A 22,505-nucleotide genomic window follows, 5' to 3' on the forward strand; every position below is an offset into this window, starting at 1 on the left:
GGGTGTGCAGTGACTGAAGCAGTGATGACCAAGGGTTTTTGGCAGCCACCACTGACCGGCCAGGTTCCCAAGGTCGAGCTCAAGGTGGCCGTGGCCAACGACGACCTGCGCAAGCTCGGTGCTGACCTGAAGAGTGGTCTGATGCGGAAGGTCTACTTCCTCGACACCGTCGACCTTGCCCTGCAGCGGCACGGCCTGATCGTGCGGATCCGCAGCAACAAGGGCCGCTGCGCCGACGCGGTGGTCAAGCTGCGGCCGGTGCTGCCCAAGGCGTTGCCGGGCTGGCTGCGGCGCGACGACGGCTTCGCCGTCGAGATCGACGCGCTGCCCGACAATTACGCCTGCTCGGGCACGCTCAAGCGACGGCTCGGGCGGCACGACGTGGAACGCACGGTCGCGGCCGGCAAGCCGCTGGCCCGGCTGCTCTCCAGCCGGCAGAAGCGCCTGCTCACCGCGTATGCCAACGTGCCGTTGAACACCCTGCTCACGTTCGGCCCGGTCGTCGTCAGGCGGTGCCGGCTGCAGCTGGCGGCGCTCGACCACGCCCTGGTCGCCGAGCAGTGGACTTTCCCGGACGGGTCGGTGATCGCCGAGCTGTCCACGCGCTGCCCGTCCGAGCGGGCCCCCGAGATCGCCGACGAGACGTCCAGCGCGCTCCGGGCGTACGGGATCGTCCCCGACGACGAGCCGCAGGTGACCAAGACCGAGGCCACGCTGCGCCACTTCACACCTCGATTCGCGACCCCATGATCACCGTACGGTCGCGGGGCAGGCTGAAGTATTCCGCCGCGTCGGCCGTGATGTAGGACGTGGCGATGAACAGCCGTTTGCGCCACGGGGCCATGGTGCTGGAGTCGCCGCGGGTGAGCTCGATCTTCGACAGGAAGTAGGACGCCTCGTCGACCGAGATCGTGCCTTCGGTCTGCTCGGCCTCGAGGGTGCGCAGCAGCGCCGGCACGTCGGGCGTCTCCATGTATCCGTAGCGCGCGCTTACGTGCGTCATGCCGTCGCCCGCGTAGCCCAGGTCGTCGACGGCGATGCGCTGGTCGTCGGGCAGTCGCGGCACCGGCACCGTCTCGATCGACAGGATGATCACGTGGTCGTGCCGCACGTGGTTGTGCGTGACGTTGGCCCGCAGCGCCAGCGGGGCGGTCTGCTTGCCGCGGTTGAGGAAGATCGCCGTGCCGGGCACCCGGGTCAGTGCCGGTGTGCGGGTCTGCATGTCGTCGACGAACTCGCGCAGCGACCCTTCGGCCTTGTCACGCTCCGCGGTGACGATCTGGCGGCCGCGCTGCCACGTGGTCATGACCGTGAACGCGATCAGACCGATCAGCAGGGGCAACCACGCCCCGTGCACGAGCTTGGTCAGGTTGGCGCTGACGAACAGCAGGTCGACGGCGAGCAGCAGGCCACCCCCGCCGATCACCAGCCACTTGGGTGCGTGCCAGCGAACCCGCGCGAAATACAGGAACAACAGCGTGGTGATGGTGATCGTGCCGACCACGGCCATCCCGTACGCGTAGGCCAGCGCGGCCGAGCTGCGGAACGCGAACACCAGCACCAGCACCGCGACCATGAGAAGCCAATTGATCCACGGTACGTAGATCTGGCCCACCGTCGACTCCGACGTGTGCGCGATGCGCAGGCGCGGAAGGTAACCGAGCTGGCCCGCCTGGGACGCCACCGAGTAGGCGCCGGTGATGACGGCCTGGGCCGCGATCACGGTGGCCGCGGTGGCCAGGACGACCAGGGGCAGCCGGGCCGCGTCCGGCACGAGCAGGAAGAACGGACTGGACAGCTTGCCCGGGTCGCCCAGCAGCAGCGCGCCCTGGCCCAGGTAGCTCAGCGTGCAGGCGGGCAGCACCAGCGCGAGCCAGCCGACCGTGATCGCCTTGCGCCCGAAGTGGCCCATGTCCGCGTACAGCGCCTCGGCGCCGGTCACGGAAAGCACGATCGCGGCCAGGGCGAAGAACGCGATGTGGAAATGTCCGGAGATGAACCCGATCGCGTACGTGGGGGAGAGCGCCTCGAGGATGCGGGGCTCGTCGATCACGCCCCACACGCCGGCCGCCCCGATCACCGTGAACCAGGCGATCATGATGGGGCCGAAGAGGCGCCCGACCGCCGCCGTGCCGTGCCGCTGGAAGGCGAACAGGATCACGATGATGACGGCGGTGATCGGCACGACCAGGTCGTCCAGCCCGGAGCGGACGGTTTCGAGGCCCTCGATCGCGGACAGCACCGAGATGGCCGGCGTGATCATGCTGTCGCCGAAGAACAGCGAGGCGCCGAAGATGCCGAACGCGGCCAGGATCACCGCGCTGCGCCGGTGGTGGTCGGACCCCCAGCGGCGCAGCAGGGTGATGAGGGCCATGATGCCGCCCTCGCCGTCGTTGTTGACCCGCATCACCAGCGAGATGTAGGTCAGCGTCACGATGATCATGACGGACCAGAAGATCGTCGACACCACGCCCAGGATGTTGCTGTCGCTGATCGGCACCGGGTGCGGGTCGGCCGGGTTGAAGATCGTCTGCAGCGTGTAGATCGGGCTCGTGCCGATGTCGCCGAAGACGACACCGAGGGCGCCGACGACCACTGCCGCCTTCAGCTTCGAGTGGTCGTGCTGCACGTGCGGGGCCGCCGGTTCGCTCACTGGCCCATTCTGCGCCCGCCGTACCCGCTTGGGAGGTCCTATCCGGCGTGTCCGTCGCCACGAGCTTCGAGTACCACACGACCACGCTCGGAAGTGGGGAAACGGCCGATCATGGCCTCCAGTTCGTCCGCCGCGACGTTGGCGCCGAACGCCTCCGTGCCCGGCTCCAGCCGTACGCCGGCGGCCAGCGGCCCGGCCACCACGGGATCGAACCCGAGGTCGTCGACGAGCGCCGAGACCGCGGCCACGTCGGCCGGGTCGTCGCCGGCCACCGCGATCGCCTTGCGGCCGGGGGTGCCGGTGGGCCGCGCGCCCTCCTCGAGGTCGTGATAACCCATGTGGTTGAACGCCTTGACCACGCGCGAGCCGGGCAGGAACGCCTGCACGATCTCGCTCGACGACGTGCGGGGGTCGGTCAGGTCGTCGCGGATGCCGTCGACCTCCCACCAGTAGTTCATGGCGTCGACGACCAGCTTGCCCCGCAGCGGCTCGACCGGGACGTTGCGGTGCTTGCCCAGCGGCAGGGCCAGCACCACGACGTCGGCCCGGGCCGCCGCGTCGGCCGCGGTGGTGGGCTCGGCCCCCGGCACCAGCACGCTGATGATCAGACCGATTTTCGCGACGTCGCCGGAGCCGGCGATGAGCACCTGGTGCCCGGCCGCCACCGCGAGCCGGGCCAGGACGGTGCCCACCTTGCCGGCGCCGAGAATGCCGATCGTCGTCATCTCAGGCGGCCAGGATTTCACGAGTCATCGGCAGCACCTTAGTGCCGAACAGCTCGACGGCGCGCATGCGGGCGCCGGCCGGGATCGAACCGGCGGTGTAAATCATGTCGAACCGCCCGACGCCGAGGGTCTTGATCGCGCCGGCCATCTTGCGGGCCACGGTCTCGGGCGAGCCGATGTACAGCGAGCCCTGCTCGACCTCGTAGTCGAACTCCTGCTTGCGCAGCGGCGGCCAGCCCCGGAGGGCGCCGATCCGGTCCCGCATGACCTTGAAGCGCGGGTAGAAGATCTCCTTGGCCTCCTCGTCGGTGTCGGCGACGAACCCCGGCGAGTGCATCCCGACCGGGTGCGCCACCGTGCCGAGCTGGTCGGCGGCCCGCCGATAGAGATCCACGTACGGGGCGAAGCGGTCGGGCCGGCCACCGATGATCGCCAGCATCAGGGGCAGGTTGTAACGGGCCGCACGGACCACGGACTGCGGGGAGCCGCCCACACCGACCCACGTCGTCAGCCGGCCGGAGTCGGTCTTGGGGAACACGTCGGCGTCGACCAGCGGCGCGCGGGTCGTGCCGCTCCAGGTCACCGGCTTCTCGTCGAGCAGCTGGACGAAGAGCTCGATCTTCTCCTCGAACAGCTTGTCGTAGTCGGCCATGTCGTAGCCGAACAGCGGGAACGACTCGGTGAAGGACCCGCGGCCCAGGATGACCTCGGCGCGTCCGTTCGACAGGGCGTCCACGGTCGCGAAGCGCTGGAACACCCGTACGGGGTCGTCGGAGCTCAGCACCGTGACGCCGGACGCCAGGTGGATGCGCTTGGTCCGGCCCGCGATGCCCGCGAGCACGGTCTCGGGGGTGGAGATCGCATACTCCGGCCGGTGGTGCTCGCCCAGCGCGATCACGTCGACGCCCAGCTCGTCGGCGAGCACGGCCTCGTCGACGACCTGCCGGATGGCGTCGCCGTGCGAAAGCAGATTGCCCTTGTCGTCCTCCGGCCTGTCGCCGAACGTGTCGAGGCCGAACGTGAGTTCCGTCATCATGACCCTCTCAAGCTGATTGACGTGTCAATTATGCCCGCTACTATTGACACGTCAATCACAGGAGGTGGAGTTGTGAGCGCTGGCACACGGCGATTTCCCACCCGGGACGAGCTCCGGGTCTGGCGTGACTTCCTGGAGACGGGGGACCTGGTGCGGGCCGAGCTGACGGCCCGCCTGCAGCAGACGTCCCAGCTCTCGCCGGGGGACTACGCGGTGCTGCTCGCGCTCAGCGAAGCCACCGGGCAGCGGCTGCGCTCGTCCGAGCTGGCCGCCGCGATCAGCTGGGAGCGCAGCCGGTTGTCGCACCACCTGGGCCGGATGGAGAAGCGCGGGCTGATCCGCCGCGAGGAGTGCGCCACCGACAGCCGGGGTCACGAGGTGGTGCTCACCCCGGAAGGGCTGGCCGCGTTCCAGGCGGCGACCCGGCCGCATCTGCGCGACATCCGCGAACTCTTCGTCGACGCGCTGACCCCCGAACAGCTCGCGGCGGCGGGCGAGATCGCGGCCGCCCTGCGTGCCCATCTCGTACGGGGGTAGAAAGGTCGGCATGGCTCGTATCGCGGTGACCGGAGGCAGCGGCAAACTCGGCCGCGCCGTCGTCAAGGACCTGCTCGACCACGGCAACGACGTGGTGAACCTCGACCTGGCGCCGGGTCCGCCGTCGGCGGCGTCCTACACGCGTGTCGATTTGTCAGACTTCGGCCAGGCGGTCTCCGTGCTGACCGCCGTCGACGACCGCTACGACAAGATCGACGCCGTGGTGCACCTGGCCGCGATCCCCGCCCCCGGCCTGCTCCCCAACGCGGCCACGTTCCACAACAACATCACGGTGACGTACAACGTCTTCGCCGCCGCCCGTACGGCCGGCATCAAGACCGTCGTGTGGGCGTCCAGCGAAACCGTGCTCGGCCTGCCCTTCGAGACCACGCCGCCGCCGTACCTGCCGGCCGACGAGGAGTACCCGGCCCGCCCCAACTCCTCGTACTCGCTGGCCAAGCACCTCGAGGAGCAGATGGCGGCCCAGTTCTGCCGCTGGGACCCCACGCTGACCATGGTCGGCCTGCGCTTCTCCAACGTGATGGAACCCGGCGACTACCAGGACTTCCCCTCGTACGACGCCGATCCGCACCACCGCAGCTGGAACGCGTGGGGTTACATCGACGCCCGCGACGGGGCCCAAGCCGTCCGGCTGTCCCTGGCGTACGGGAAGCCGGGTGTCGAGATCTTCGTGATCGCCAACGCCGACACGGTGATGGCCCGGCCCAGCACCGCCCTGGCGGCTGAGGTCTTCCCCGACCTGCCCCTCAAGAAAGACCTCACCGAACACGAGACCCTGCTCTCCATCGACAAGGCCCGCCGCCTGCTCGGCTACGAGCCCGCGTTCAGCTGGCGTTCGTAGGGGATTTTCTCGCCGGCCTCGACGGGGACGGGGAGTTTGTTCTCCGCCGGGGGCAGGGGGCACGTGGCGAAGTCGGTGTAGGCGCAGGGCAGGTTGGTGGCGCGGTTGAAGTCGAGGGTGACTGTGCCGTCGGAGGCCGGCTCGGCGATGGCCAGGCTGCGGTTGGCCGCGTACGTGGTGATGCCCGACGTCTCGTCGGTGAACAGGGCGAAGAACGATCCCGGGGTGCGGCCGTTGAAGACTGTGAGGGAGAGCGGGGTGCCCAGGGCCTCGAACTCGACGACGCCGGGGGACTCGTAGATGTGTTCCAAACCCTCCACGGCGGCGCCCACCGTGACGTCCTGCGGGGTGTCGAAGGGAACGTAGCGGCCGGTCAGCTGCCACTTGTCGGTGGGCTCGTACGTGGGGGTGCCGCGGAACCGGGTGCGCAGCGCATTGCCGGGGTGGCGGGGGCGGACGATGTCGAAACCGCCGCGCTTGGCCACTTCGATGACGGCGTCGCCGGCGGTGGCGTTGCGGCCGCCGCGTTCGGGGAGGACGCCGAACTCGTGGCGGCCGGTGACCTCCGTGCCGTCGACGGTGAGTGACTCGCCGGGGGCCAGCGTGACGACCGGGCCGGCCGGGCCGGTGCTCCACTCGCCGGGGGCGTCGGGAAAGCGCTGCGGGGTCGCGGTGAGGAAGTTGAGGCTGGTGACGGCCAGGAATCCATGCGGGTCGGCGAGGGTGCGCTCGTGCTCGGCGTGCCACTCGGCCCAAAGCTGCTCGTCCATGCGTTCAGCCTATGCCTACTTGACCGATAGGAGTTACGTGATGCTAGCCTCTTCGGAAGGTCATGAGTGCCAGCGCGTAGCCCCGGCTTGCTGGCCGGCAACCCTTGCGTTCGCGATGGGGTGCCCCGGGTGAGGACCAGGTCTGCGCCCGGCCGGGCGCAGGCAAGCGCGAGCCTCCGGAGGCCTTGCTGTGTCTGACCGTCTCGATGTCGTCGGCGCCGACCTGACCGTGGGCGGGCAACGTTTCGTTCACCTCGACTACGCGGCCTCGGCGCCCGCTGTCCGGGCCGCGGCCGACGCCGTACGGGATCTGCTCCCGTATTACGGCAGCGTGCACCGCGGCGCGGGGCTGCGGTCGCAGCGGTCGACGCTCGAATACGAGCGGGCCCGCGACACCGTGGCCGAGTTCGTGGGCGCCCGCGACGGCGACAGCGTCATCTTCACGCGCAACACGACGGACTCGCTCAACCTGCTGGCCCGCGCGCTGCCCGAGGGCACCACGACGATCGTGTTCGACGGCGAGCACCACGCCAACCTGCTGCCCTGGCCGTCACCCGTGCGCCTGCCCGCGCCGGCCGATCCCGACGCGGCGGTCCGGGCGGTGCGGGCCGCTTTCGAGTCCGTACGGGGTCCCGCGCTGCTCGCCGTGACCGGCGCGAGCAATGTGACGGGGGAGATCTGGCCGGTGCGGGAACTGGCCGACGTGGCTCACTCGTACGGGGGAAGGGTTCTGCTCGATGCCGCTCAGCTGGCGCCGCACCGGCCGGTGAACCTGAGCGAACTGGGCACGGACTATGTCGCCTTCTCCGGGCACAAGCTGTACGCGCCGTTCGGGGCGGGCGTGCTGGCCGGGCGGAGCGATTGGCTGGACGCGGCCGAACCGTACCTGCGCGGCGGCGGCGCCAGCCTGTCCGTCGGCGACCACGACGTCACCTGGGCCACCGGACCCGCGCGGCACGAAGGCGGCACCCCCAACCTGATCGGAGCTGTCGCTCTGGCCGCCGTATGCGAGGCGCTGATGCAGGCCGATCGCGCCGAGCTGGACGACCATGAGCGTTCGCTGCTCGCTTCGCTCCCCGACGGTGTCACCCTCTTCGGCGGACGGCAGCCGCGCGTCGGCATCGTCTCGTACGCCCTGCCCGACGCGGTCGGCGTCGCCGATCGGCTGGGGCGTGAACACGGCATCGGCGTCCGGGCGGGAATGTTCTGCGCCCACCCGCTGGTGCGGCGCCTCGGCGGTGGCGGCGACTGCGGAACCGGCGGCCTGCTGCGCGTGAGCTTCGGCTTGGGCACCACCCACGACGACATCGACCGGCTGTGCGGCATTCTGTTCCCATGACTCAACCGCGCGCCGTGGCCGTCGTGATCTCCGAGGGCCGCGTCCTGCTGATGAAGCGTTACCTGCAGCGGCCCCGGCCGTGCGTGATGTGCCCGCGCGGGGCCCTGGCCTGCGCGGGTCACCACTACGCCGTGCTGCCGGGCGGGAGTGTCGAGCCCGGGGAGTCGTTCGAGGAAGCCGTCCTGCGCGAGCTGACCGAGGAGACCACGATGACGGCACGGATCGAGCGTCAACTGTGGTCGGGCCGGCACGCCAAACGCCGGGCTGTCTATTTCCTCATGACCGACGTCGAGGGCACGCCCGTGCTGTCCGGGCCCGAGGCCGTCGAGAACGGGCCGCTCAACAGTTTCGAATTGCTGTGGGCCACCCCGGCCGACTTCGAGCCGCTGAATGTGTTTCCACCCAGCATCCGGGCGCCACTGACCGCATTGTTGTGAAAATTGTCCTCACGGGACAATCGTGGAATGGAACCCGGCGACTTCTGGCAGCTGATCACCCTCGGGGACGACCGCGAATTCGGGCGCGTCGTCGACGAACTGGCCCGACGTGAAGTCTCCGCCATATACGGTTTCGAGGACCGGCTGGCGGCATTGTTGTATGCCATCGACACTTATCCGCACGCCAGGGCCGCGCGGGCCCGGGGGGACTGGTTTCTTTACGTGCGCTGCGCTGTTGTGGCGGACGGGCCTTCGGCGTACGAGGAAGTGCTCGCCGAGCCTCGGAAACTGCGCCGGTATGCCACCCGCGAGGCTGAGCACCTGCTGTCTGTGGCGTCGACGGCCTACGAGCGGAAAACCGGACTGCCGTGGACGCATGAGGCTCCGTACGACTACGAGTCGGGCAGCAATGCCGAGGGGTGGGCGGGGTCTGAACCGCCACTGTGGATTCGTGCTGCTGTCGGCGTGGCCCGTCTGCTGAACCGCGGCGGCACGAGTGAGCCACCGGGCCGCTGAAGCTGAACGTTGACGGGGCTCCGTGAGCCATGCCATAGTTGACCCATGCCTAGGGCTCACATGACTAGGTGTCGCGGAGCAATCCGCGTCTCCGCTGCCGGTGCTGTGGGCGGCGGGGCGCAGTCGCCCCGGGGAGGGGGTGGCTGTCGTGCGAGGTCGCGTGGTCCGGCAGCTGCTGATGCCGGACCACCGGCGACCCCTCACCAGGGTCGCCGCGAGGGAGTGGAGCCTGTGGCGGACGGATCCGGTCAGGGAAGCACCGCGGCGAGGCCGTCGGCGCGGGGGTCGCTTCCGGCGTCAAGCACACCGTGGCGCAGGCGGGACAGCTGGACGTGGCCGGCGTCGTCGTGCAGGGCCGGCACGGTCGAGATCCGCAGAGCAAAGGCGTCGGGCGCGGTCGGCACGGTCGAGGCCCGCGGAGCAAAGGCGTCGGGCGCGGTCGGCACGGTCGAGGCCCGCGGAGCAAAGGCGTCGGCGGGCAGGCCCGGCTCGAGGATCAAGTCGTCGCCGCGGACGATCCACCGTGGACGCGCCGCCAGTTCGCCGGGGTCGGGGGCCGACAGGACGTCGGGGGCCAGCTGGGCCAGGATCCACGGCTGGGCCCGGCCGCCCTGGCAGCCGAGCGCGACCACGCTCTCTCCGGTGGTGGCGATGGCCGGGCACAACGTGTGCGGCGGACGCAGGCCGGGCCGGAGGTAGGCGGGATGCGACGGGTCGAGACTGAACGAGGAGCCCCGGTTGTGCAGCACCACCCCGGTCGCCGGGTCCAGCAGGCCGGCCCCGAAGCTCTCGAAGACACTCTGGATCAGAGTGACGGCATTGCCCTCGTCGTCGACCGCTGTCACCGCCACCGTGTCACCGGCCGGCTCGGGCAGCCCCGCCGTACGGGCGTCCGGCGGATCAGCCTCCGGCGCTCGGAGAGGCGGATCAGCCTCGGGCGCTCGGAGAAGCGGATCAGCCTGCGGCCCCCGGAGAGGCGGACCAGCCTCGGGCGCTCGGAGAAGCGGATCAGCCTCCGGCCCCCGGAGAGGCGGATCAGCCTGCGGCCCCCGGAGAAGCAGCCCGTCGAGGGAGATCGGGCCGCCGCGAGGATCGCCGAGCAGCGCGTTGCGGGCGGCCTGGGCGCGGTGGCTGTCGGCGATCAGGGCCGGCGAGCCCACGATCGCGAGGAACGTCGCGCCCTGCACCGGCGGTGGCGCGGCGTGCCAGGTGACGTCCCCGGCCACCGTACGCAGGGGGTCGCCGACCTCCGCGGCGTGCTCGGCGAAATCCGCGGCGGTCAGCGGACTGCCCAGCGCCCGCACCCCGGCCACGATCGGTCCCGTGTAGAAAGACCGCCAGTCACGCCCGATCGCGGCCAGGGTCTGCGCCAGGGCCGGCTGCACGAGCCGGGGGCGCAGCATGATCGCGGACAGTCCCGGATCGGCCCGGATGACGTCGATCCGCCTCTCCACGGCCGCCCGCAGGCCCGGGGCCAGGTCGACGCCCGCGGAGGCGAGCCGCACCGCGAAGGCCAGCAGGCGGTCGAGGGGGAGGCGGGCCCCGAGTTCGTGCACGGCGGCCCACCCCGCGACCACGCCGGGCACGGTCACCGTCTGCGGGCCGCTCTGCGGCATCGTGTCGCCCAGGGCCGTCACGTCGACCGCGCGCGCCGCCGCGCCGATGGAGAGGACCGCCCGTACGGGGGAACGGGCCGGACGCACCATGGCGACCAGGTCGCCGCCCACCGAGCACTGGTGGGGGTAGGCGACCGTCAGGGCCGCGGCCGCCGCCAGGGCCGCGTCGAAGGCGTTGCCCCCGGCCGCGACCACCTCGCGTGCGGCGTCGACGGCGGCCGGGTGGGGCGCGGCGATCGCGACAGGCATACCGGCGACCCTACGACCGAACCGGTCCGCGCGCGCGGGGGCAAGAGCGGCCGCCGGCGGAACCGGCCCGTGCGCCGGGGGCAAGAGCGGCCGCCTGCAGAACCAACCGGCGCGTCGGCTGAACCGGCCCGCGCGCGGGGGGCGTGTGGGGATAGCCGCAGTCGACATCAACGGAACGGTGGTTGATCGATGGATGACATGACCAGCATCGACGCGCTGGAGGTGCGGGCGATGGGGCAGGCGGTCGACGGGGTGGGGGAGCGGCTCGTCGCCGTGGCCGGCGAGATCCGGACCTGGGAGTACGAGGGCAGGGGAGCCGTCGAGGGCGCCGTCATGTGTGACGTGATGCTGGCCGTGACCGCGCGGGCCTGGGAGGTCACAGTCGACGGGCTCGGGCAGCTGGTGCGCGAGTTCGGCCACGACCTGCGGACGGCGGCCGGGGACTTCGTCGCCGTGGACCAGGACATCGCCGAGCGTGTCCGGGGCGTCGGAAAGCCGTGGGAGTGACTCGATGACGATCACGTTGCCGGGGCTGCTCGACGCCGACACCGGGCGCCTGCTCACCATCGCCCGCCGCTGGGACCGGCTGGCCCACGATCTCGACACGGCCGTCGAGGAACTCGGCCGGCACACCCGGGACCTGCCCCATCACTGGCCGGCGGGGCCGAGTTCACAGGCCGCGCAGGACAAGCGGGCCGACATCCGGGTGCAGGTCGGCACCGGGCACGTGCACTGCGTGACCATCGCCGAGGTCATCCGCGACTACGCCGGGTCGGTCGAGTATCACCGGCGGCTGCTGCTGGGGCTGGTGGCCGAGGCCGAGCAGCGGGGCCTGCGGATTGATCTGCGCGACGGGACGATCACCGCGCCGCTCGACCGGAGTGCCGACCAGGCCTCGTACGCGGCCCAGATCAGCGAGATCCTGGCCCGGGTCAACGAGGACGACCGGGCGACCGCGGAACGCATGCCCAGCTACACGTACCGCGACACGGTCATCCCGGACACCGACCGCCCCCGGTACGACGAGGCCGCCGTGCTCGCACTCGCGAACGCGGGCGCCGACCCGGGCCGGGTGTCGTCCTGGTGGCGGGCCCAGCATCCGCTCGTGCAGGACCGGGCGATCGTCGAGCACCCCGAGATCATCGGGGCCGCCACCGGGCTGCCCGCCAAGGACCGCGACTCCGCCAACCGCCTGCTGCTGCGCCGCGACCGGGAGGCCCTGCTCGCCTCGCGGGAGGCGCACCAGAACCGGCACGACGGCGCCCTGACCCGGGCCCAGCTCGACATCGACCGCCGTCTGGCCGCGCTCGACGACCTCGAACGCCGCGCCCGGGGCCGCCGCATCGTGACCTACACCCCCGGCGCCGAAGCCGAGTCGGAGCTGGTCAGGCGCTGAATCCCCCGGTCAGCGTGACCCCGCCGGCGACGATCGTGAAGGCGTCGCCGGTGAGGGCGCGCGGCTCGATGGCGTGGTTGAACTGGGCCGCGAACACGTAGGAGCCGGGGGCGAGGGTGCCGCCCGGCTTCAACGTGAAGCGGTAGATCAGCGCTTTCTGCTCCACGGCGATCGACGCGCTGACCATCTCGGCCGGGATCGACGTCCAGCGCCCGGTGTCGGCCACCTGTTCCGAGCGGGCGATCCTGATCGTCACGTCGAGCCGCCTGATCTCCCCGTCCGTGTGCAGCGTGACCTGCTGCTGCGACCAGCTGGCAAACGAGTGCGCGTCGCGCTTCCCCACGGCTGACAGACCTTTTCCCCGTACGGGGGAAGGGGTTGAGAACCTGAGGGTGGGAACGGGGGACGCGGCGATGGGGGGCCGCGGATCGGGCGCGTCGGCCCGGCGCACCCCGGCCACGACGGTAGCCACCACCACGACGACGGCCAACGCGGCCGCAGCCGGACGCAACACGCGGGGGAAGCGGGAAGCCGGCCGCCCGCGCTCGATGCGCTCCAGCATGGCTTCCCGGTCCGGCGTGTGCCGATCGGCTTCCGCGCGCAGCACGCCGCGCAGGTGATCGTCATCCAGCGGCATCCGACCTCTTCCCTGTCGCCATCGGTAGGTCCTTCAGATACGTGCTGAGCTGGGCCGCGCCGCGGGAGGTCTGGCTCTTCACAGCGCCCACGGAGATGCCCAGGATCTCGGCCACCTCGCGCTCCGGCACGTCGAAGGCGTACCGCAGGACCACGCACTCCCGCCGGCGCGGCGGCAACCGGCGCAGCGCCGCCCGCACGTCGAGCACCGTGTCCGGGTCGGGTTCGCCGCCCCCGCGGCGCACCAGGGTCAACCCGAGCAGACCGGCCCGTTCCCGCACCCGCCGCTTGATCCACTGACGGGCCAGGTTGGTCACGATCCCCCGGGCGTACGCGACGGGGTTGCCGGCCGCCGCCACCCGGTCCCAGTGCCGCCAGATCTCCACGAAGGCGTCCGCCGCCAGGTCGTCGGCCGCCCCCGGCTCACCGGTGAGCAGGTAGGCCAGGCGGGACAGGTCGGCGTGATGCGCTTCGAAGAGTCGCTGGGCGTCCGCGGGATCGGTCACACGGTCCTTTCCGAACAGCCGGAGTCACTCACCTGTTAGTGGAGTACGAGCCGAGAAAGGTTGCTCGTTCATCGCGGGAATTTCCGGGCGACTAGCATCGTCAAGGTTCCCGCGACTTTTCATTGCTGAAGGAGATCACCGTGTCCGCACCCCGTACCCCCGCTGTGGCCGACCCTCTAGTCGTCCCGGCCGGGACTACGGCCGCCGATGCGGTGGCCGCAGCCGGCCTCCCCACGTCGGGCCCCAAGGCGGTCGTGGTCGTGCGCGACGCCGCCGGCCGCCTGCGCGACCTGGACTGGCGGCCCGAGCTCGACACCGACGTGACCCCGGTCGCGATCGACGAGCCGGACGGACTCGATGTGCTGCGCCACTCGGCCGCGCACGTGCTGGCCCAGGCCGTGCAGGACGTCTTCCCCGAGGCCAAGCTGGGTATCGGCCCGCCCATCACCGACGGCTTCTACTACGACTTCGACGTGCCCAAGCCGTTCCAGCCCGAGGACCTGACGAAGCTCGAGAAGCGGATGCAGGAGATCGTCAAGGCCGGGCAGAGCTTCCGCCGCCGGGAGTACAAGTCGCTTGACGAGGCCAAGGCCGAGCTGGCCCAGGAGCCGTACAAGCTGGAGCTCGTCGACATCAAGGGCGACGTCGACGACGCCGAGCTGAGCGTGGTCGGCGCGGGCGACCTGACCCACTACGACAACCTCGACAAGGACGGCAAGCGCGTCTGGGGCGACCTGTGCCGCGGTCCGCACCTGCCCACGACCCGGCTCATCCCGGCGTTCAAGCTGATGCGTTCGGCCGCCGCGTACTGGCGCGGTTCCGAGAAGAACCCGCAGCTGCAGCGCATCTACGGCACCGCGTGGCCGTCCCGCGACGAGCTCAAGGCCTACCTGAACCGGCTGGCCGAGGCCGAGCGGCGCGACCACCGCAAGCTGGGCACCGAGCTCGACCTGTTCTCGTTCCCCGACGAGATCGGCTCCGGGCTGGTCGTCTTCCACCCCAAGGGCGGCATCATCAAGCGCGAGATGGAGGACTACGTCCGCGCCCGTCACATCGAGGAAGGCTTCCAGTACGTCGGCACGCCGCACATCAGCAAGGAGGGGCTGTTCCACACCTCCGGGCACCTGCCGTACTACAAGGACACGATGTTCCCGCCCATGGAGCTGGAGGGCGCGAACTACTACCTCAAGGCCATGAACTGCCCCGGGCACAACCTGATCTTCCGGTCGCGCGGGCGGTCCTACCGTGAGCTGCCGCTGCGCTTCTTCGAGTTCGGCACGGTCTACCGCTACGAGAAGTCGGGCGTGGTGCACGGCCTGACCCGGGTACGGGGTCTGACCCAGGACGACTCCCACTCGTACGTGACGGCCGAGCAGGCCCCGGGCGAGATCAAGCACCTGCTCGCCTTCGTCCGCTCGCTGCTCGACGACTTCGGCCTGGACGACTACTACCTGGAGCTGTCGACCCGCGACCCGAAGAGCGACAAGTTCATCGGCACGGACGAGCAGTGGGAGGTGGCGACCAAGGTGCTGGAGGACGCGGCCACCGAGTCCGGCCTCGACCTGGTGCTCGACCCGGGTGGTGCGGCGTTCTACGGTCCCAAGATCAGCGTGCAGGCCAAGGATGCGATCGGCCGGACGTGGCAGATGTCGACCATCCAGTACGACTTCAACCAGCCGGCCCGCTTCGGGCTGGAGTTCCAGGCGGCCGACGGCACCCGCCAGGAGCCGGTCATGATCCACTCGGCCAAGTTCGGGTCGATCGAGCGGTTCTTCGGCGTGCTGGTCGAGCACTACGCGGGCGCGTTCCCGGCCTGGCTGGCGCCCGTGCAGGTGGTGGGCATCCCGATCCGCGACGACCACGCCGACTATCTGGCCGAGTTCGTGGCCAAGCTGCGGGCGGCGGGGATCCGGGCCGAGGTCGACTACTCCTCCGACCGGATGCAGAAGAAGATCCGTACGGCGCAGCAGCAGAAGATCCCGTTCATGGCGATCGCCGGCGACGACGACGTCAACGGGGGCACGGTCAGCTTCCGCTATCGCGACGGGTCGCAGCGCAACGGGGTCTCGCTGGACGAGGCCGTGGCCCACGTCGCCGAGATCGTCAAATCCCGTACGAACGTGAGCCCGTCGGCGGCCTGACGGTTCCCGCGCTCTCCTACGCGGCGGCTTCCTCGAGCACTGCTTCGGCGCGCTCGGGGGAGCCCTCGGCCAGGCCACGGTTGATCGTGCCGCGCGAGGCCAGCCACATGCCCGCGCCGGCCACGAAGACCAGGCACTCGGTGACGGTCAGGGCCCAGATGATGCCGGGCAGGCCGTACCAGAGGTTGCCCAGCAGCACGATCGGGATGAACAGCACGCCCTGGGCCATGCCCATCACGATCGCGGGCTTGGCCAGCCCGGCCGCCTGGAACAGCGACGTGATCAGGCCGGTGAAGCCGTTGGCCACGGTCGCGACGAGCTGGGCGGCCAGGATGGTGACGCCGATAGTGAGCACGGCGTGGTCCGACGAGAACGCACCGAGCACCTGCTCGCGGAACAGGAAAACGCCGCCGCAGAAGACCAGCATGACCGCGCCGATCGTGGCCGCGGAGGCCCGCAGAGCCGACGTGAGCCGGGCCCGGTCGCCCTTGCCGTACGTGTAGGCCAGCAGCGGCAGCACGCCCATCGTGACGCCCATGATCAGGAACTCGGGCACCTGCGCGATGCGGACCGCGACACCCATGGCGGCGAGCGGACCATCCCCGTACGCGGAAGCCAGGTTGTTCAGGACGAGCACCGTCACGATCATGAACGCGGACTGCAGCAGCTCGCCGACCCCGATGCCGAAGACGGGCTGGGCGACGGTCTTGTTCAGGGTGAACCAGCGGGGGGCCAGGCTGACGTGCTCACTGTTACGGGTCAGCCAGAACGCGAAGTAGCCGACCATGACGGCGTTGGCCAGGCCGGTGCCGAGCGCCGCGCCGGCCACACCCCAGTGGAGGACCAGGATGAACACGACGTCGAAGACGACGTTGGCCACCGTGGACAGGATCAGGCCGATCATCGCCTGACGGGCCGCGCCCTCGGCCCGTACGAGCTGCTCCAGGCAGAACGCGGCGGCCAGCACGGGGACGAAGGCCAGCATGACGGCCACGTACTCGCGGGTCGCGGGCACGGCGGCGGCGTCCGCGCCGAGCAGCGTCACCAGTGGGTGCAGCAGCATCAGGCCGGCCCCGGCCACGACCGCGCCGGTGATCACCGAGCCCCAGACGGCGAACGACGAGACGTGCCTGATCTCGCCCGCCTTCGCGGGGTCGTGTTCCGCTGCCCCGAGCAGGCGGGAGATGAGCGCGCCGCCGCCGACCCCGAACACGCCGCCGATCGCCATGACCAGACCGAGCAGCGGGGTGCCGAAGGTGATCGCGGCCAGCAGCGCGGTGTCGTGCTGCGAACCGACGAAACCGGCGTTGATCACGTTGTAGACGGCCCCGACGATCATCGCGGCGGCCATGGGCACACAGAGGTGCACGAGCGCGCGCAGGATCGGGGCGGTGGAGAGGTACCAGCGGTTGCTGCCGACGGCTTCGGTGGTGGCGCTCATGTGTGCCTCTTTCGGATATATCCGGGCAGCACTGAGTCGCGGATGCGGCACGGTGTGATGTCCGGAGCGGATGGGTTCGCCGGGTCTTACGGCGTGATCCCGAGCGGGTCGGCGAGGTGCGGTGGCCGGCTCGGCGTCGGGGCGGGCGGCTGATGCTCAGCGGCGACGGTCGACGGGTTCGCGGCTTCCCGTCGGGGCGGGTGTTGCGACGGGCTGGGTGCTGTGGTCGTGATGGCGGCGCCCGTCAGCGCGGTGTGGGGCCAGGGGGTGGCGCGGGCGTGCGGGGGTGCGCGGCGGCGGTGCCGTCGCGGATGAGGTGAGTGGGGTGTTTAGCGGGTGGGTCTCGGTAGTTCGGCAGTGATCTTTTCGAGGAGGGTCTGGAGGGTGGCCCGCTCGTCGTCATCGAGCGGGGCCAGGATCGTCGCGTCGGCGTCGGCCATCGCGGTCTCGAACCCGGCGATCAGCTCGGCCCCGGCCGGCGTCGCGAAGACGCGTTTGCTGCGTTCGTTGCCGGGCTCCGTGCGGCGCTCGACGAGCCCACGTCGTTCGAGCCCCTGCAGAAGGCTCGACACGCTGGCCGCGCTGGTGCGGGTGATCTCGGCGATGTCCCGCTGGATGGCCCCGGGGTTCTGCCCCAGGTAGCCGAGCACGAAGCTCTGCTCGAAGCTGAGCTCGCGCTCCCGTACCCAGTCCTCGGCCGCCTTGCGCTGGGCCCAGCCGATCCAGCGGAGGAGCTCGAGCGAGGTGGTGAGTCTGGGTGCTTCCATACTGAGAAAGCTAACAGTTAGAACTCTAACTGTCAACGCCCTAACTGACTGGCGGTGACCCACGTCGCGATCTGGGCCCGCCGGGAGACGCCGAGCTTGGTGCGGATGTGCTCGACGTGAGCGGCGGCGGTCTTGGGCGCGATGGTCAGCGAGGCGGCGATCTCCCGGTTCGTGAGGCCCTGAGCCACCAGGCGGGCGACCTCGACCTCCCGCGACGACAGCACCGAGGCCTCGGAACGGGGAGGAGCCGGGGGCGCGTCCGGCGGCGTGGACGTCGCGGTGGCGGCGGCGTAGGCGTGGGTGGCGGAAGCCCGGAACGCGGCGGCCTCGGCCGGGCGGCGGGCGCGGGTCGCGCAGCGGGCCTGGTCGAGCAGGATCGCGGTGCCCTCCCAGAAGCGGTGGCGACCCGACCAGAAGGCGGCCGCGGCGGCCAGCGCCCGGCGGGCCTGGCCGGTGCGGCCCTCGTGCAGGTGGATCAGGCCCTCGGCGTGGTCGAGGGCGCCCAGCGTGCCCGGGATGGCCCGCAGCCGCAACAGGGCCGAGGTGCGGGCCAGCCATGCGCGGGCGGCGGTCGGGTCCGAGCCGGCCAGGTGCGCGCGGACGCCCGTCACGACGTACGGGAAAAGGTAGGCGGCATCGCGGACGGCGGCCGACGCCGCGTAACCCTGCTCGCATCGCGTCAGCGCGGTCGCGAGGTCGCCCCGGGCCAGCGCCGTCTCGGCCAGCCCCCACCACGCGGGCGAGAGGCGCTGCAGCTCGCGCATGCCCGAGGCCAGGCGCTCCGCCGTTTCCAGATGCGAGACCGCTTCCCCGTACGATCCCCGCCCCAGCGCGACGTAGCCGAGGACGTGCCGCGCCGTGATCTCGGTGGTGATTCCGCCCGCACCGTCAGCCAGCGCCTGCCGGGCCGTCGCGGCGGCGCCCGCCCAGTCACCCGTGGCCCACTGCACGTGGGCCCGGTGAGCCGCCATGTAGTGCCGGTCGTTGAACTGTTCGACCCGCTCGGCGTACGCGATCCCCTCGGCCAGCGTGGCCGCCGCCGTCTCGTAGTCGACCAGCACCGACATCGACGTGCCGAGCATCCGGTAGGAGCGCGCGGCCTGGGCCTCGAGCCGCAGGCCGGTGGCTTTGGTGATCGCGGCCCGCAGCAGGCCGGTGCCCTCGGCGGTGCGGCCCGCGAAGAGCAGCACCGAGCCGATCGTGGCGTCGAGGTGGCAGCGGGTCCGGTCGTCGACGCCGAGCGCGCGGGCCTGTTCCCCGTCGGCCAGCGCCTCGTCGAGCCGGCGGTCCAGCATGTACGCCGCCGCCAGCTCGGCGTGGATCTCGCCCGGTTTCGCGCTTCGCGCCAACGCCGCCCGCAACGCCGCGGCCCGGTCCTCGAGGCTCGCGCCCAGCAGGTGCCGCACGGCCACCCAGTCCGGCACCAGCGCCGCCGCGCCCGCCTCGTCGCCCAGGGCCAGCCGCACCTCGTACGCCTCGGCGTAGCAGGCCGCGGCCTCCTCGTTCTCGTCGATCGCGGACAGCTCGCAGGCCAGCGCGGCCAGCAGCCCCGCCCAGTCGGCGCGGGGCAGCCGGGCGGGCCAGGTGCGCCGGGCCCGGCGGTAGAGCTCGGCGGCCTCGCGGTGGGCCGACAACGCCGACGCCTCCCGGGCCGCCGCCCGCGCGTGCCCGAAGGCCTCGTCGAACCGGCCCGCCCGCTCGTAGTGGTCGCTGGCGAGCGCGTCCGGCAGATCGGCGGCGGCCGCCCGGGCGTGCAGGTCACGGCGCCGGTGCGGGGTGATGCCGGCGTAGAGCGCGTCGCGGATCAGGGCATGCCGGAAGTCGTAGCCGGACCCGTCGGCGCCGGGCTTGACGAAGAAGGTCTCGATCAGTTCGCGCAGCGCCTCGTCCACGACTTCGGGCGGCTCGCCGGTCAGCGTGGTGAGCAGGTCGAGGTCGAACGACCGGCCCAGCACCGCGGCCGCCTCGGCCACCCGGCGGGTGCCCGGCCGCAACGGGTCGGCGCGGGCCAGCACGGCGTCGGCCAGCGTGTCCGGCACGTCGGTGGCGTCGCCCGCGAGGAACTCCTCGACGTGCAACGGGATGCCGTCGCTGCGGTTGTGCAGGGCGGCCGCCGCGGCGGTGGACAGGCCGGACCCGGTGATCGCAGCGGCCATGGCGGCGGTCTCGGCCGGGCCGAAGCGGGGCAGCCGCACCTCCTCGGCCAGCCGCTGGGTGAGCAGGCGGGTGCGCCACTGCCGCATGGGCACGCGGGGATAGAGCTCGTCCGACCGATAGGTGCCGACGACCATCAGGCGGGCCGACGCGGCGTGCCGGGCCAGCCGGGCCAGCACGTCGAGCGTCAGGTCGTCGGCCCAGTGCAGGTCCTCCAGCGTGATCAGGAACTCCGATCCGGTGCCGCCGGGACGGGCGATCAGCTCGGCCAGGTCGGCCACGAGCAGACGACGCCGGCGGGCCGCGTCGCCGTCGGCCCCGGCCAGCTCGTGCAGCCGCTCGCCGAGACGCTGCCCGGCCGCGGCCGTGGCCGGGTCGCGCCGCAGCTCTGTCCCCAGATCGGCCAGCAGGCCCCCGGCCACTTCGGTGTCGCCCGGCGCGGCGCCCGCGGCGGCCACCGCGTAGCCCAGGGCCCGGCCCCGGCGCACGATCTCGGTGAGCAGCCGGGTCTTGCCGATGCCGGCCTCACCCGCCAGGAACAGCAACTCCCCGGTGGGCGCGGCGAGGCGCCGGTCGGCGAGGGCGAGCAGGTCCTCGCGGCCGACGAGCACGGGGCTGGCCACCACGGGAGAAACTTTAGGTAGGCGATCGGGTCTTCGTAGGTGCTCTGACCGATGTCCGACGCGCGAACCGCGACAACCGTGGAGGCATGGCGAAATTCATGGACGTACACAGCGGATTCCACGGTGTCACCCCGGAGCAGCTGGCCGAGGCGCACGAGGCCGACCTCAAGATCGAGGGGGAGGAGGGCGTGCACTTCGAGCGGGCCTGGCTCGACCCCGAGCAGGGCAAGGTCTTCTGCCTCAGCACCGCGCCCAGCAAGGAGGCCGTCATGCGCATCCACGAGCGGGCCGGCCACCCGACGACCGAGGTCTACGAGCTGACCAGCGAGGTCTAAGCGGGCTGGGCCGCCTGCTCGAGGGTGGGCGGCCTTTCCGGCGTACGGGAAATGCGCAGCCACACGACGAAGCCCCAGATCACGAAGGCGGCGTAGACGGCGTACAGGACGGCCGAGGGGTAGTAGCCGAAGTGCAGCAGCTCGGGCACGCCCACCAGGTCGACGGCGATCCAGCACAGCCAGAACTCGACCCAGCCCCGGGCCATCGCGTACGTGGCCAGCATCGAACCGACGAAGATCCACGAGTCGGCCAGGTAATACCACCACGGGACCTCGAAGCCGGCGCCGACCGCGCGGAACACGAAGAAGCACAGCACCACGGCGGTCAGGGCCAGCGAGCCGTAGAGAAGGCGCTGGCGGGCCGTGGCCCAGTGCGGCGAGACGGCTGTGCCGTGCGTGCGGCGGCGGTTGCTGTTCCACTGCCACCAGCCGTAGACGCTGGCGATGAGGAAGAACACCTGCCGGGCGGCCTGGCCGTAGAGCGGGGTGCCCTGGTCGTTGCCGACCGCCTGACCCATGAAGACCGTGAACAGCAGCACGTTGCCGACGATGCCGACCGGCCAGGCCCAGGCCGAGCGGCGCAGGCCGAACAGGGCCGAGCCGAGCCCGAAGGCGTTGCCGACGATCTCGCGGTAATAGATCGCCTGGTCCGCGGTCACCTGCCACTTGGCGGTGTAGAACGCGGTCAGCAGTTGGTCGAGCCAGGTCACGGTTCAGGGTAAGCCGCCGGGGAGCATAGTGGGTACGTGACCTCCCCCTCGTGCCCGACCGCGACCCGCCTCTACGAGAAGGGGACGGTGATCGCCCGCGACTTCGACTACGACGAGGTGCCCGGCCTGCTCGAGCAGCACCCCGGCGCGGTGCTCTGGCTCGACCTGTTCGCCCCCGGGCCCGGCGACCTGCAGGCGGTGGCCGAGCAGTTCACGCTGCACCCGCTGGCGGTCGAGGACGCGATGACCGACCACGAGCGGCCCAAGCTCGACCGCTACCCGCATCACGTGTTCCTCAACGTGTACGCCGTCGACATCGCCACCGAGGACTCCGAGACGCGGTTCGGCAAGACCGAGATCAGCGCGTTCGTCACGCCGCGGGCCCTGATCACGGTGCGCAAGTCGCCCAGCGACACCTCGAAGTTCGTCGACCGCTGGGACGCGACGGGCGACCTGGGCGGCACCGACGGGGTCGGGTTCCTGCTCTACGGCCTGCTCGACGTGGTCGTGGACGGGCAGTACGCGGCCACCCAGCGCCTCGACGCGGCGATGGACCAGGTCGAGGACCCGCTGCTGGAGGAGGGCGGCGCGCCCCGGGCCATCCGGATGAAGGGCATCCACCAGCGCAAGCTGCTGGCCGCGCTGCGCCGGGCCGTCGCGCCCATGCCCGAGCTGGTCAGCCAGGCCATGCGCACCGATCTCGACCTGGTCGACGCGACCCTCAAGCCGTACTACCGCGACGTCGAGGACCACGCCCAGCACACCCTGGACGAGGTCGAGCACCTGCGCGACCGGATCGACCAGCTGCTGCAGGCGGACACGGCCGAGCAGGGCAACGTGCTCAACGACACCACCCGCAAGCTGGCCGCGTGGGCCGCCATCGTGGCCGTGCCGACCGCGCTGACCGGCTACTTCGGCCAGAACGTGCCCTACCCCGGCTACGAGAAGTGGTGGGGTTTCCTGGTCAGTTCGGCGCTGATCGTGGCGGTGTCGGTCGCCCTCTACGCCTTCCTGAAACGGCGCGGCTGGCTCTGATCCACAGGCCCCCCGCGCGGG

22 protein-coding genes and 1 riboswitch are annotated in these 22,505 nt (G+C 71.3%); of the genes, 11 read left to right on the forward strand and 11 right to left on the reverse strand.

The annotated features are described in order from the left end of the window. Nucleotides 1-9: 9 nt before the first annotated feature. On the forward strand, nucleotides 10-750 hold the full coding sequence (locus BKA14_RS40740) for a CYTH domain-containing protein (protein ID WP_184956054.1): 741 nt from the start codon (nucleotides 10-12) through the stop codon (nucleotides 748-750). On the opposite strand, the gene BKA14_RS40745 is transcribed toward BKA14_RS40740, so the two are convergent. Genes BKA14_RS40745 through BKA14_RS40755 form a run of 3 tightly spaced genes read right to left on the reverse strand, consistent with a single transcriptional unit; the run spans nucleotide 725 to nucleotide 4,411 of the window. Next, the gene (locus BKA14_RS40745) at nucleotides 725-2,653 is read right to left on the reverse strand and encodes a potassium transporter Kup (RefSeq protein WP_184956055.1); all 1,929 of its coding nucleotides are present in this window, start codon (nucleotides 2,651-2,653) and stop codon (nucleotides 725-727) included. The genes BKA14_RS40740 and BKA14_RS40745 overlap by 26 nt on opposite strands. 38 nt (nucleotides 2,654-2,691) lie before the next feature. Next, nucleotides 2,692-3,378: an NADPH-dependent F420 reductase gene (locus BKA14_RS40750; protein ID WP_184956056.1), complete on the reverse strand. Its 687-nt coding sequence runs from the start codon at nucleotides 3,376-3,378 to the stop codon at nucleotides 2,692-2,694. A gap of 1 nt (nucleotide 3,379) precedes the next feature. After that, the gene (locus tag BKA14_RS40755; protein ID WP_184957248.1) at nucleotides 3,380-4,411 is read right to left on the reverse strand and encodes an LLM class flavin-dependent oxidoreductase; all 1,032 of its coding nucleotides are present in this window, start codon (nucleotides 4,409-4,411) and stop codon (nucleotides 3,380-3,382) included. Nucleotides 4,412-4,486: 75 nt separating this feature from the next. On the opposite strand from BKA14_RS40755, the gene BKA14_RS40760 reads away from it, so the two are divergent. Both BKA14_RS40760 and BKA14_RS40765 read left to right on the forward strand, forming a co-directional pair. Continuing rightward, entirely contained in the window at nucleotides 4,487-4,951 is a 465-nt protein-coding gene (locus BKA14_RS40760; RefSeq protein WP_239092653.1) for a MarR family winged helix-turn-helix transcriptional regulator, read from the forward strand. 10 nt (nucleotides 4,952-4,961) lie between these two features. Then, the gene (locus BKA14_RS40765) at nucleotides 4,962-5,813 is read left to right on the forward strand and encodes an NAD-dependent epimerase/dehydratase family protein (RefSeq protein WP_184956058.1); all 852 of its coding nucleotides are present in this window, start codon (nucleotides 4,962-4,964) and stop codon (nucleotides 5,811-5,813) included. Here the strand turns inward: BKA14_RS40765 and BKA14_RS40770 are convergent. Then, nucleotides 5,783-6,583: a DUF1684 domain-containing protein gene (locus tag BKA14_RS40770; protein ID WP_184956059.1), complete on the reverse strand. Its 801-nt coding sequence runs from the start codon at nucleotides 6,581-6,583 to the stop codon at nucleotides 5,783-5,785. The two genes, BKA14_RS40765 and BKA14_RS40770, sit on opposite strands and share 31 nt — an antisense overlap. 58 nt (nucleotides 6,584-6,641) lie before the next feature. After that, a riboswitch (SAM riboswitch) is annotated at nucleotides 6,642-6,758 on the forward strand. A gap of 15 nt (nucleotides 6,759-6,773) precedes the next feature. Here BKA14_RS40770 and BKA14_RS40775 point away from each other — a divergent pair. Genes BKA14_RS40775 through BKA14_RS40785 form a run of 3 tightly spaced genes read left to right on the forward strand, consistent with a single transcriptional unit; the run spans nucleotide 6,774 to nucleotide 8,875 of the window. Next, a complete protein-coding gene (locus tag BKA14_RS40775) occupies nucleotides 6,774-7,922 on the forward strand; it encodes an aminotransferase class V-fold PLP-dependent enzyme (protein WP_184956060.1) in 1,149 nt (382 codons plus the stop codon). Continuing rightward, nucleotides 7,919-8,359 carry an NUDIX hydrolase gene (locus BKA14_RS40780; RefSeq protein ID WP_184956061.1) on the forward strand — a complete coding sequence of 147 codons (441 nt, stop codon included), beginning with the start codon at nucleotides 7,919-7,921 and terminating at the stop codon, nucleotides 8,357-8,359. The genes BKA14_RS40775 and BKA14_RS40780 overlap by 4 nt, the downstream gene beginning before the upstream one ends. 27 nt (nucleotides 8,360-8,386) lie before the next feature. Further along, nucleotides 8,387-8,875: a DUF4240 domain-containing protein gene (locus tag BKA14_RS40785; protein WP_184956062.1), complete on the forward strand. Its 489-nt coding sequence runs from the start codon at nucleotides 8,387-8,389 to the stop codon at nucleotides 8,873-8,875. A 248-nt stretch (nucleotides 8,876-9,123) separates the two neighbouring features. On the opposite strand, the gene BKA14_RS40790 is transcribed toward BKA14_RS40785, so the two are convergent. Continuing rightward, a complete protein-coding gene (locus tag BKA14_RS40790) occupies nucleotides 9,124-10,740 on the reverse strand; it encodes a gamma-glutamyltransferase (protein ID WP_184956063.1) in 1,617 nt (538 codons plus the stop codon). Nucleotides 10,741-10,929: 189 nt separating this feature from the next. Here BKA14_RS40790 and BKA14_RS40795 point away from each other — a divergent pair, with 189 nt between their 5' ends. Continuing rightward, the gene (locus BKA14_RS40795) at nucleotides 10,930-11,247 is read left to right on the forward strand and encodes a hypothetical protein (RefSeq protein WP_184956064.1); all 318 of its coding nucleotides are present in this window, start codon (nucleotides 10,930-10,932) and stop codon (nucleotides 11,245-11,247) included. Between the two features lie 4 nt (nucleotides 11,248-11,251). Beyond that, on the forward strand, nucleotides 11,252-12,136 hold the full coding sequence (locus BKA14_RS40800; protein WP_184956065.1) for a hypothetical protein: 885 nt from the start codon (nucleotides 11,252-11,254) through the stop codon (nucleotides 12,134-12,136). On the opposite strand, the gene BKA14_RS40805 is transcribed toward BKA14_RS40800, so the two are convergent. Next, complete coding sequence (locus tag BKA14_RS40805; protein WP_184956066.1) at nucleotides 12,126-12,773, reverse strand: hypothetical protein; 648 nt, start codon at nucleotides 12,771-12,773, stop codon at nucleotides 12,126-12,128. The two genes, BKA14_RS40800 and BKA14_RS40805, sit on opposite strands and share 11 nt — an antisense overlap. Next, on the reverse strand, nucleotides 12,760-13,278 hold the full coding sequence (locus BKA14_RS40810; protein WP_184956067.1) for a SigE family RNA polymerase sigma factor: 519 nt from the start codon (nucleotides 13,276-13,278) through the stop codon (nucleotides 12,760-12,762). Before BKA14_RS40810 ends, BKA14_RS40805 begins: the two co-directional genes overlap by 14 nt. Nucleotides 13,279-13,418: 140 nt before the next feature. On the opposite strand from BKA14_RS40810, the gene thrS reads away from it, so the two are divergent. Beyond that, nucleotides 13,419-15,419, forward strand: a complete 2,001-nt coding sequence (gene thrS / locus BKA14_RS40815) for a threonine--tRNA ligase (protein ID WP_184956068.1) — start codon at nucleotides 13,419-13,421, stop codon at nucleotides 15,417-15,419. Between the two features lie 16 nt (nucleotides 15,420-15,435). On the opposite strand, the gene BKA14_RS40820 is transcribed toward thrS, so the two are convergent. The 3 genes from BKA14_RS40820 to BKA14_RS40830 all read right to left on the reverse strand — a co-directional run bounded on the left by BKA14_RS40820 (nucleotide 15,436) and on the right by BKA14_RS40830 (nucleotide 20,407). Further along, nucleotides 15,436-16,860, reverse strand: coding sequence for an MATE family efflux transporter (locus BKA14_RS40820; protein WP_184956069.1), 1,425 nt, complete (start codon nucleotides 16,858-16,860; stop codon nucleotides 15,436-15,438). 329 nt (nucleotides 16,861-17,189) lie between these two features. Further along, on the reverse strand, nucleotides 17,190-17,627 hold the full coding sequence (locus BKA14_RS40825; RefSeq protein ID WP_184956070.1) for a MarR family winged helix-turn-helix transcriptional regulator: 438 nt from the start codon (nucleotides 17,625-17,627) through the stop codon (nucleotides 17,190-17,192). Between the two features lie 32 nt (nucleotides 17,628-17,659). Then, nucleotides 17,660-20,407 carry an ATP-binding protein gene (locus BKA14_RS40830; protein WP_184956071.1) on the reverse strand — a complete coding sequence of 916 codons (2,748 nt, stop codon included), beginning with the start codon at nucleotides 20,405-20,407 and terminating at the stop codon, nucleotides 17,660-17,662. 83 nt (nucleotides 20,408-20,490) lie between these two features. Here BKA14_RS40830 and BKA14_RS40835 point away from each other — a divergent pair, with 83 nt between their 5' ends. Next, the gene (locus BKA14_RS40835; protein WP_184956072.1) at nucleotides 20,491-20,739 is read left to right on the forward strand and encodes an SCO4226 family nickel-binding protein; all 249 of its coding nucleotides are present in this window, start codon (nucleotides 20,491-20,493) and stop codon (nucleotides 20,737-20,739) included. Here the strand turns inward: BKA14_RS40835 and BKA14_RS40840 are convergent. Continuing rightward, complete coding sequence (locus BKA14_RS40840) at nucleotides 20,736-21,449, reverse strand: nicotinamide mononucleotide transporter family protein (protein WP_184956073.1); 714 nt, start codon at nucleotides 21,447-21,449, stop codon at nucleotides 20,736-20,738. The two genes, BKA14_RS40835 and BKA14_RS40840, sit on opposite strands and share 4 nt — an antisense overlap. 36 nt (nucleotides 21,450-21,485) lie before the next feature. Here BKA14_RS40840 and BKA14_RS40845 point away from each other — a divergent pair, with 36 nt between their 5' ends. Further along, nucleotides 21,486-22,484 carry a magnesium transporter CorA family protein gene (locus BKA14_RS40845; RefSeq protein ID WP_184956074.1) on the forward strand — a complete coding sequence of 333 codons (999 nt, stop codon included), beginning with the start codon at nucleotides 21,486-21,488 and terminating at the stop codon, nucleotides 22,482-22,484. Nucleotides 22,485-22,505: the final 21 nt, after the last annotated feature.

The organism is Paractinoplanes abujensis (assembly GCF_014204895.1).
Lineage (GTDB): Bacteria > Actinomycetota > Actinomycetes > Mycobacteriales > Micromonosporaceae > Actinoplanes > Actinoplanes abujensis.

What these genes read in the sequence shown, in the direction of transcription:
- BKA14_RS40805 (WP_184956066.1), bottom strand. Translation starts at nt 12,773, where the DNA reads ATGCCGCTGGATGACGATCACCTGCGCGGCGTGCTGCGCGCGGAAGCC.
- BKA14_RS40820 (WP_184956069.1), bottom strand. Translation starts at nt 16,860, where the DNA reads ATGAGCGCCACCACCGAAGCCGTCGGCAGCAACCGCTGGTACCTCTCC.
- BKA14_RS40800 (WP_184956065.1), top strand. Translation starts at nt 11,252, where the DNA reads ATGACGATCACGTTGCCGGGGCTGCTCGACGCCGACACCGGGCGCCTG.
- BKA14_RS40785 (WP_184956062.1), top strand. Translation starts at nt 8,387, where the DNA reads ATGGAACCCGGCGACTTCTGGCAGCTGATCACCCTCGGGGACGACCGC.
- BKA14_RS40825 (WP_184956070.1), bottom strand. Translation starts at nt 17,627, where the DNA reads ATGGAAGCACCCAGACTCACCACCTCGCTCGAGCTCCTCCGCTGGATC.
- BKA14_RS40780 (WP_184956061.1), top strand. Translation starts at nt 7,919, where the DNA reads ATGACTCAACCGCGCGCCGTGGCCGTCGTGATCTCCGAGGGCCGCGTC.
- BKA14_RS40835 (WP_184956072.1), top strand. Translation starts at nt 20,491, where the DNA reads ATGGCGAAATTCATGGACGTACACAGCGGATTCCACGGTGTCACCCCG.
- BKA14_RS40795 (WP_184956064.1), top strand. Translation starts at nt 10,930, where the DNA reads ATGGATGACATGACCAGCATCGACGCGCTGGAGGTGCGGGCGATGGGG.
- BKA14_RS40770 (WP_184956059.1), bottom strand. Translation starts at nt 6,583, where the DNA reads ATGGACGAGCAGCTTTGGGCCGAGTGGCACGCCGAGCACGAGCGCACC.
- BKA14_RS40790 (WP_184956063.1), bottom strand. Translation starts at nt 10,740, where the DNA reads ATGCCTGTCGCGATCGCCGCGCCCCACCCGGCCGCCGTCGACGCCGCA.
- BKA14_RS40750 (WP_184956056.1), bottom strand. Translation starts at nt 3,378, where the DNA reads ATGACGACGATCGGCATTCTCGGCGCCGGCAAGGTGGGCACCGTCCTG.
- BKA14_RS40765 (WP_184956058.1), top strand. Translation starts at nt 4,962, where the DNA reads ATGGCTCGTATCGCGGTGACCGGAGGCAGCGGCAAACTCGGCCGCGCC.
- BKA14_RS40755 (WP_184957248.1), bottom strand. Translation starts at nt 4,411, where the DNA reads ATGACGGAACTCACGTTCGGCCTCGACACGTTCGGCGACAGGCCGGAG.